General features: G+C 41.0%; 8 protein-coding genes and 1 riboswitch. Of the genes, 1 reads left to right on the top strand and 7 read right to left on the bottom strand.

The genetic code is table 11. The annotated features are described in order from the left end of the window. The 4 genes from ADF62_RS08620 to ADF62_RS08605 form a co-directional block, all read right to left on the bottom strand. A partial coding sequence (locus tag ADF62_RS08620) for a hypothetical protein (RefSeq protein WP_048788609.1) occupies positions 1 to 444 on the bottom strand: 444 nt, incomplete at its 3' end. Positions 445 to 665: 221 nt separating this feature from the next. After that, positions 666 to 2255 carry a DEAD/DEAH box helicase gene (locus ADF62_RS08615; protein WP_048788608.1) on the bottom strand — a complete coding sequence of 530 codons (1590 nt, stop codon included), beginning with the start codon at positions 2253 to 2255 and terminating at the stop codon, positions 666 to 668. A gap of 192 nt (positions 2256 to 2447) precedes the next feature. Further along, complete coding sequence (locus ADF62_RS08610; RefSeq protein ID WP_003096414.1) at positions 2448 to 3353, bottom strand: magnesium transporter CorA family protein; 906 nt, start codon at positions 3351 to 3353, stop codon at positions 2448 to 2450. Between the two features lie 12 nt (positions 3354 to 3365). Beyond that, positions 3366 to 3746 (bottom strand): PH domain-containing protein, encoded by a 381-nt coding sequence (locus tag ADF62_RS08605; RefSeq protein WP_003094759.1) that lies wholly within the window; start codon positions 3744 to 3746, stop codon positions 3366 to 3368. A 102-nt stretch (positions 3747 to 3848) separates the two neighbouring features. Next, positions 3849 to 3969, top strand: a riboswitch (TPP riboswitch). Between the two features lie 81 nt (positions 3970 to 4050). Here ADF62_RS08605 and thiT point away from each other — a divergent pair. Beyond that, on the top strand, positions 4051 to 4626 hold the full coding sequence (gene thiT, locus ADF62_RS08600; RefSeq protein ID WP_003093515.1) for an energy-coupled thiamine transporter ThiT: 576 nt from the start codon (positions 4051 to 4053) through the stop codon (positions 4624 to 4626). Between the two features lie 151 nt (positions 4627 to 4777). Here the strand turns inward: thiT and ADF62_RS08595 are convergent, their stop codons facing one another. From ADF62_RS08595 to ADF62_RS08585, 3 genes are all read right to left on the bottom strand, one after another. Continuing rightward, positions 4778 to 6322, bottom strand: a complete 1545-nt coding sequence (locus ADF62_RS08595) for a peptide chain release factor 3 (RefSeq protein WP_002884210.1) — start codon at positions 6320 to 6322, stop codon at positions 4778 to 4780. 251 nt (positions 6323 to 6573) lie between these two features. Beyond that, the gene (locus ADF62_RS08590) at positions 6574 to 7239 is read right to left on the bottom strand and encodes a YwaF family protein (RefSeq protein WP_003096412.1); all 666 of its coding nucleotides are present in this window, start codon (positions 7237 to 7239) and stop codon (positions 6574 to 6576) included. A 196-nt stretch (positions 7240 to 7435) separates the two neighbouring features. After that, positions 7436 to 7594, bottom strand: a 159-nt coding sequence (locus tag ADF62_RS08585; protein WP_048788601.1) for a transposase, incomplete at its 5' end; no start/stop codon positions are given.

The raw sequence follows: 7594 nt of genomic DNA, 5'->3' as shown, positions 1-7594 counted from the left end.
AGCATCAATCACAGGTTGAACGGTCTCTCTAATTTCTTTTAGGACTTTTCGTTGATTATATTTTATCTTGTGATAACGTTTGTCAAGAGCAGTTTTGATAGAAAAATCATGATTTAAAAGATAGCCATCACCCGATGCCGAACTAAAATATAGAGTATCACCTGAAAGACCTAATATAGACCTTTCCGTTCCTTTATTTCTAGTTATAGCGTACATTCCATCATCATCATAGCTAATACCATCTATTTCCGGTGTATAAGCCCAACCCATATTCTCCATCAGCATAATGATGTCCGGTTCTGTTCCCTCCTTATGAGGAATATGCTGAGCATAATAAACAGAGTTAAATTTTAAATTAATAAAGATAAATAGACTCATTCCTAAGACTGTAACCAACCCTATAAATAGTCCTACAAAAATCCCTAAAATATTGCTTTTTTTCATTGTCATCTTCTCTTTCCTCTTCTACGACCAAACAATTTCTTGACTGGATTAACAACAAAACGTTTCACAGTATTTACAACAGGTCTTACAATATATCGTTTTGTTGCTTTTGCAATTGGTCTAACAACTGGTTATAGAAAAACTTATGAGTTTTTATTATGTACTTATATTGTATATTCAAGATATAGGAAAACGCTCTATTTCTTAGAGCGTTTTAATTCTTATTTATCACCCTTATTCCGGATAACAAAGCCGTTTTTCTTTTCGCTTGAGGTACGGTGTGGGCGTTTGTTGCCACGATTTTCGAAGTCACGGCTATTCTTCTTAGACTTGCGTTTAAAGTCACGACGGCCACCGTCTCGGTCATCGCGGTTACGGTCGCCACGGTATCCACCACCACGACGGCTGTTATCACGACCACGGTTGCCACGGCCACCTTTGCCCCCTTTACCACCAAAGCCACCACCTGATGGTTTGAATGGCAATGGTTTTTCACGGGCAATTTCCACTTCTGGCATCATCCCTGGGTCTTGAACGGTCAAGCTCAAGATGTAAAGTGCCAATTCTTCAGGTGTGAATTCTTGAGCCAATTTAACCGCATCACCCTTGAACTTGTCAAAGTTAGAACGGATAGCTTCATCCGCAAAGTCACGTTCGATTTTCTTAAGGGCAACTTTCTTCTTAGCTTGGAAGGCTTCTTGAGCTGTTGGTGGCTTAAGACCTTTCATGCGTTTCTTCGTCAAGTTTTCAATGATACTGAGGTAACCCATTTCGTTTGGTGCTACGAAAGTAATGGATTGACCTGATTGGCCTGCACGACCTGTACGTCCAATACGGTGAACATAGCTTTCTGGGTCTTGTGGAATATCGTAGTTATAGACGTGAGTAACACCTGAGATGTCAAGACCACGCGCTGCAACGTCTGTCGCAACCAAGATATCGATTTGGTCGTTCTTGAAGTCACGGATAACACGAAGACGCTTGTTTTGGTCAAGGTCACCGTGGATACCTTCTGCACGGAAACCACGAAGTTTCAAACCACGTGTCAACTCATCCACACGACGTTTGGTACGACCAAAGACAATTGACAATTCTGGTTGGTCAACGTCCATAAGGCGAGTCATAGTATCAAACTTCTCTTGTTCCTTCACTCGGATAAAGTATTGGTCAACGTTAACATTGGTCAATTCTTTAGCCTTGATTTTCACATGCTCAGGGTCTTTCATGAACTGAACACCAATACGTTTGATGGCATCAGGCATAGTTGCTGAGAAGAGAAGAGTTTGACGTTCTTCTGGCACTCGGCTAATGATAGCTTCAATGTCTTCAAGGAAGCCCATGTTAAGCATTTCATCAGCTTCATCCAAAATCAAAGTCTCGATATTATTGAGTTTAAGAGCCTTACGTTTGATAAGGTCAAGGAGACGACCTGGTGTCCCTACAACAATGTGGGCACCTGAACGAAGGGCCTTAATTTGTTTTTCAATGCTAGAACCACCGTAGACTGAGCGAACCTTAACGCCTTTGTCACGACCAAAACGGAAAAGCTCTTCTTGAGATTGCACTGCCAACTCACGTGTTGGGGCAATAACAAGGGCTTGGATTGTATTTTCTTCTGTACGAATTTTATCTAGGGTAGGCAGACCAAAGGCAGCTGTTTTACCAGTACCAGTTTGGGCCTGACCGATAACATCCTTACCTTCAAGAGCGAGTGGAATCGTCAACTCTTGGATAGGTGATGGCTTTTCAAAACCGGCAGCTACAACAGCTGATTGGATGTCTTCTGATAGGTTTAAATCTGTAAATTTCAAAATATTCTTCTTTCTATTGAAGGTAGTGCGAAGCCACCTTATGAGACTTGGTTGTGTGGTATGTTAACTACCTGTATTTAATAGTCGTTAATTTAACAACTTATCTAGTCTATCATATTTAAGAATAAAAAGACAGTGAATAACGTTTTAAAACCGCCTCCAATTTGAGAAGACGGTTTCACTCACTAATTATTATTTATGGACCAACCAACGCAAGTAGCGGGCCAAGACCAAACAAAGAATGGCACTACCAAAAATGATGAAAATCCAGGCTGGACTGACAGTCATAAAAGGTAGAGGAACATTCATCCCAAAGAAACCGGTAATGACGGCGAGAACTCCCAATAGTACCTCAATAATAGTCAAATTACTCAAGTTGTTGTTCAGATTGTTGTTTAGGATATTATTATAAGAACCTGATAGTTGCTGTAAGACCTTAGAAATGAGGTCCGTCATGGCAACCAACTGCCTAGCTTCAATCATGGCATCATCAAACTGCTCTTTTTCGACCTCATTGAGACGACGATAAATGGCATGCCCCTTAATATGTTCCAAAAGGAGACGGTTTTGTGTAGCTGCAGCCACCAAATAGACCATGCCTGTTTCCAAATCTGAAAGGTCGTACAGATTCTTACTTGTCGTGGTCTGCCTTAGGCGTCGACTAACCTCATCTTTTTGCTGATCCAAGCGTTCAATAACGGGATAATAGGCATTTGAAATCATCTCAAGTCCTGCAAAGAGCAACTTGTAAATGGACAAATCCTCATGGTTATCCACATAGTCTTGCATTTTGCTTATCACATAAGCATTATCCTCGTTACTAATAGTCACCAAACGCGTATCTTGTACAATAAAGGTCAGAGGGATAGTTTCATAGTATTCCTTGTCCTTTTCAAGCGCCAGAACATTATAGATAAAGGTGATTGTCCCAGTCTCACGGTTGTAGTCCATGTGAGCTCGTTCATTTTTATCCAAAGCATACTCTATGGTTTCCTGATCAATATCATACTTGGTATAAAGGTAGGATTGCTCAGAAATAATGTCTGAGTCAATATTAATCCAGTGACGCTTATAACTCAGTTCTTTTTCAATAAACATTTTTCTTCCTCATTACTCTAGCACTGCTGCTGCCAAAGCTTGTTGGATTTCAAAAACATTATTATCACTCTTAAATTGAAGTACCTCTGCGGGCTCCAGTGCTGATGAAATCCAAATCTTAAGTTCAGCATCTAGGTCAAAGTGCCCAGAACTTTCTACAGTAAAACGAGAGATTGAGTGATAAGGGATAGATTTATAGGAAGTCTTCTTTCCTGTAACACCTTGCTTATCGACTAAAATCAAGCGCTTCTCTGTAAAGACAATCAAGTCACGAACAAGGACATAGGCTAACTCCACCTGTTCACCTGGAATCAAGATGTTCTCCAATTGACGTTCAACCTTGCCATTATCTTTCTTAGACGCATTGCCAAGCAATCCTGAAAAAATTCCCATAGTTTTTCTCCTTTTTTTACTTAAAGATAGTTCTTGCTTTAACTATACCACAATTTTAAGATTTCAGACACTTGCAGAAATGGGTTTCTGGTAGTACAATAAAAGGGTCACAAGAGGAGCAATTGCTGAGAATGGCTAGCTTGAATCTTTTCTTCAAGACTTGCCTAAACTCTTACCACCTGATCAGGTTAGAACCTGCGTAGGGATGTGTCTCAAAATAGATTGAAATAGGAGAACTTCTATGACGTCGTTTTGATGTGGCAAAAAATAGCCAATCAAGACGATTGGTATAGGAGGTTTTTTTATGTCGAAAACAAGTATTCGACCAATGATTGAGGTTGCACTCTTTGCAACTATTGCTTATATCCTGGACCTAGTTACCCAGCCTATGTCACTAGGCCCTTGGATTTCCCTTTCCTTTAAGATGGTACCTATCTTTCTCCTCAGTTTTCGCTGGGGCTCAAAAGCTGGTGCTATGGGCGGTCTTATCTGGGGGCTACTTCAAGTGGTGACAGGACAGGCAGCCGGTGGTTGGCTAACCTTAACACAAGGTTTTCTGGAGTATTTTGTCGCCTTTAGTCTTATTGGTATCAGTGGTATTGTCAAACCAGCCCTTGATAAAGCCATTATACAAGGGAAAAAGCTCAAGTCTCTGACGGTGATTACTGAGGGGATTCTGCTTGGTAGCTTTGCTCGTTACTTCATTCACTTTATAGCTGGTGTCATCTTTTGGGGGAGCTATGCTCCTAAAGGACAAAGCCCTTATCTCTATTCATTCATTGTCAATAGCTCATCTTTCCTAGGAGAAACATTGGCAAGCCTTATTGTTTTCTTCGCCCTGCAACGATTCCTAGGCAGATTACTCAATACGGAAAAATAAAAGAAACCATAGGACAGTCTTAATTGGCAGTCCTATGGTTTTTCTTGTTTTAATAAGATATTACGACATAAAGTCAGACGGCTAGCTAGCCACAAGATAGTGGCTAGCGTCAAAAGATGAACGATTTAAAATCGTCATCTTTTGTGCTGTATTACATCTTCTCTTCCAATGTCACATCTGGGTATTTGTCCGCAAACCAACGAAGGGCAAAGTCATTTTCAAATAGGAAGACTGGTTGGTCAAAGCGGTCTTTGGCCAAGATGTTTCGGCTTGATGACATGCGTTCATCAAGGTCCTCAGGTTGAATCCAACGCACGGTCTTTTTACCCATTGGTGTCATAACGACTTCAGCATTGTATTCGTTTTCCATACGGTGCTTGAAGACTTCAAACTGAAGTTGACCAACGGCACCAAGCATGTATTCACCTGTTTGGTAATTGGTGTAGAGCTGGATGGCTCCTTCTTGCACCAATTGTTCAATTCCTTTGTGGAAAGACTTCTGTTTCATGACGTTTTTAGCAGAAACTTTCATGAACAACTCTGGCGTAAAGGTTGGTAGGGGCTCAAATTCAAATTTGTTTTTACCTACGGTAAGGGTATCACCAACCTGGTAAGTTCCTGTATCGTAAACCCCGATAATATCTCCAGCCACGGCATTTTCGACATTTTCACGGGACTCAGCCATAAACTGAGTGACGTTAGAGAGCTTAGCTCCTTTACCTGTACGGGTTAGGTTTACACTCATACCACGCTCGAATTCACCAGACACGATACGAACAAAGGCAATACGGTCACGGTGACGTGGGTCCATGTTGGCTTGAATTTTGAAAACAAAACCTGAGAAATCCTTATTAAGAGGATCAATCTCATCGCCATCCACCGTCTTGTGGCCATGTGGTTCTGGCGCGAATTTGAGGAAGGTATCGAGGAAGGTTTGAACTCCAAAGTTTGTAAGGGCAGAACCGAAGAAGACAGGTGTTAATTCACCAGCTAAAATAGCTTCTTCAGAGAATTCATTTCCTGCTTCTGTCAGGAGTTCGATATCTTCTTTAGCTTGCTCATAGAATGGGTTGTTGGCAAATAGAGTATCACCATCTTCAATCTTGGCAAAGCGCTCGTCACCTTTATAGAGCTCCAAGCGTTCGTTATAAAGGTCGTAAAGTCCTTCGAAGGCTTTACCCATACCGATAGGCCAGTTCATTGGGTAGCTGGCAATACCAAGCACTTCTTCCAACTCTTCCAAGAGGTCAAGTGGCTCACGTCCATCACGGTCCAATTTGTTCATGAAGGTGAAGACAGGAATACCACGGTGTTTGACAACTTCGAAAAGCTTTTTGGTTTGGGCCTCAATACCTTTGGCTGAGTCAACGACCATTACAGCAGCATCAACCGCCATAAGGGTACGGTAGGTGTCTTCTGAGAAGTCCTCATGCCCTGGAGTATCAAGGATATTGACACGTTTGCCGGCATAGTCAAACTGCATCACAGATGAGGTTACTGAGATACCACGTTGTTTCTCGATATCCATCCAGTCTGACTTGGCAAAGTTTCCAGTCTTCTTACCTTTTACGGTACCAGCTTCACGGATTTCACCCCCAAAGTAAAGCAATTGTTCAGTTATTGTTGTTTTACCAGCATCGGGGTGAGAGATGATGGCAAAAGTACGGCGTTTCTTAATTTCGTCTTGAATGCTCATAGTTTTCTTTCTTCTTTAAAAAAATAATCTTATTGGAAAGCAAGATAGTTGTAGCACTTCTTTCAGAAAATTTCTGTCTTGTGAGAGCTACATTTGTTGTCGAGGCTTGCAATAATTCTCGCAGGCACAGCTCTTTTATTATATCCAAATTACAGTGTGAAAGCAATTCTGAAAGCGTTTTGTGTTAGAATAAAACAAATAAAATGAAAAAATACGCTATCAACTTTCTGATAGCGTGTTTCTTCATTTATTTAATATTTCTCTTCAAAACGCTCCAGACCTTTTTTCATGATTATCATGAGAAAAATCAGAGCTCCTGAAACAGCAAAGTATTTGACAAATAAGGGAGTTCCTATAATAAATGGCGTGTGTTTAAGCATGCCATAGTTTCCACCGATTGTCTGATTAACTATTACAAGACCTAGATTCAGTATCAAGGTAGCCACCATAATCAGTCGTTGGCTGACGGGTTGGGTTTTATAACTGTTAAAAATGACATTCAGGCTATTGACAAGTAGGGCATAGTGACCAATTAGTAAAGAAAAGCCTGTGATATGTGGAAACTCATAGGGATCAAATACTGGATAAATCAATGCACAGTAAGTCCCGACAACTCCCATAATAGCGAAATAACTCTTTATTCTACTATTTTTCAGGAGGAGAACAGCAAACATGGCCATGCGACAATGGTAAAGGGGTAGACTAATGTAAAGTGGAAAGCCCTGCCAGAGGTACCAGGTATAAAGGGCAAAGAGTTGAATGGCTTGGATAGTGAGAAAGGTCCAACGCCATATCTTATTCTTATACCAACGCCAGCTCAAGTAACTCAAAAGCACCATCGCCAAAAGCATTAGTAAATAATAGGGCAACGGTATCTGGGGTGGATGAGTTTGGGTGGTTGTCAAAAAATCCTTCATTCTCTTCTCCTGCTGAGATTACTATGCCTGCTATTATATCAAATTTCAGGGTAAATCATAACCACCCGTCTAACGGGTGGTTTGACCAAGGGCTATAAGCCCATAATACCAGCCAGCGCCTAAAGACGCTGGCTTTCACTTTGTTCAAGCCTTATTGCTTTTGACTCGTCACAAGCCTCTCAAAGAGGCATTCGCATTACTTACCGTTATCCCTAAAGGGATTTTCATATTCTTTCACGCTTAATTTATCCAAAGCGATATCATGCTTCTCTTGTTCCTGAATATATTTCTTAATTGTGGCTTCATTAAGTCCTACCGTACTTACATAATAACCTTCTGCCCAAAAATGTCTGTT

It is taken from the genome of Streptococcus sp. 1004_SSPC (assembly GCF_001069025.1).
Lineage (GTDB): Bacteria > Bacillota > Bacilli > Lactobacillales > Streptococcaceae > Streptococcus > Streptococcus vestibularis.
This window is presented reverse-complemented; position numbering and strand designations above follow the sequence as displayed.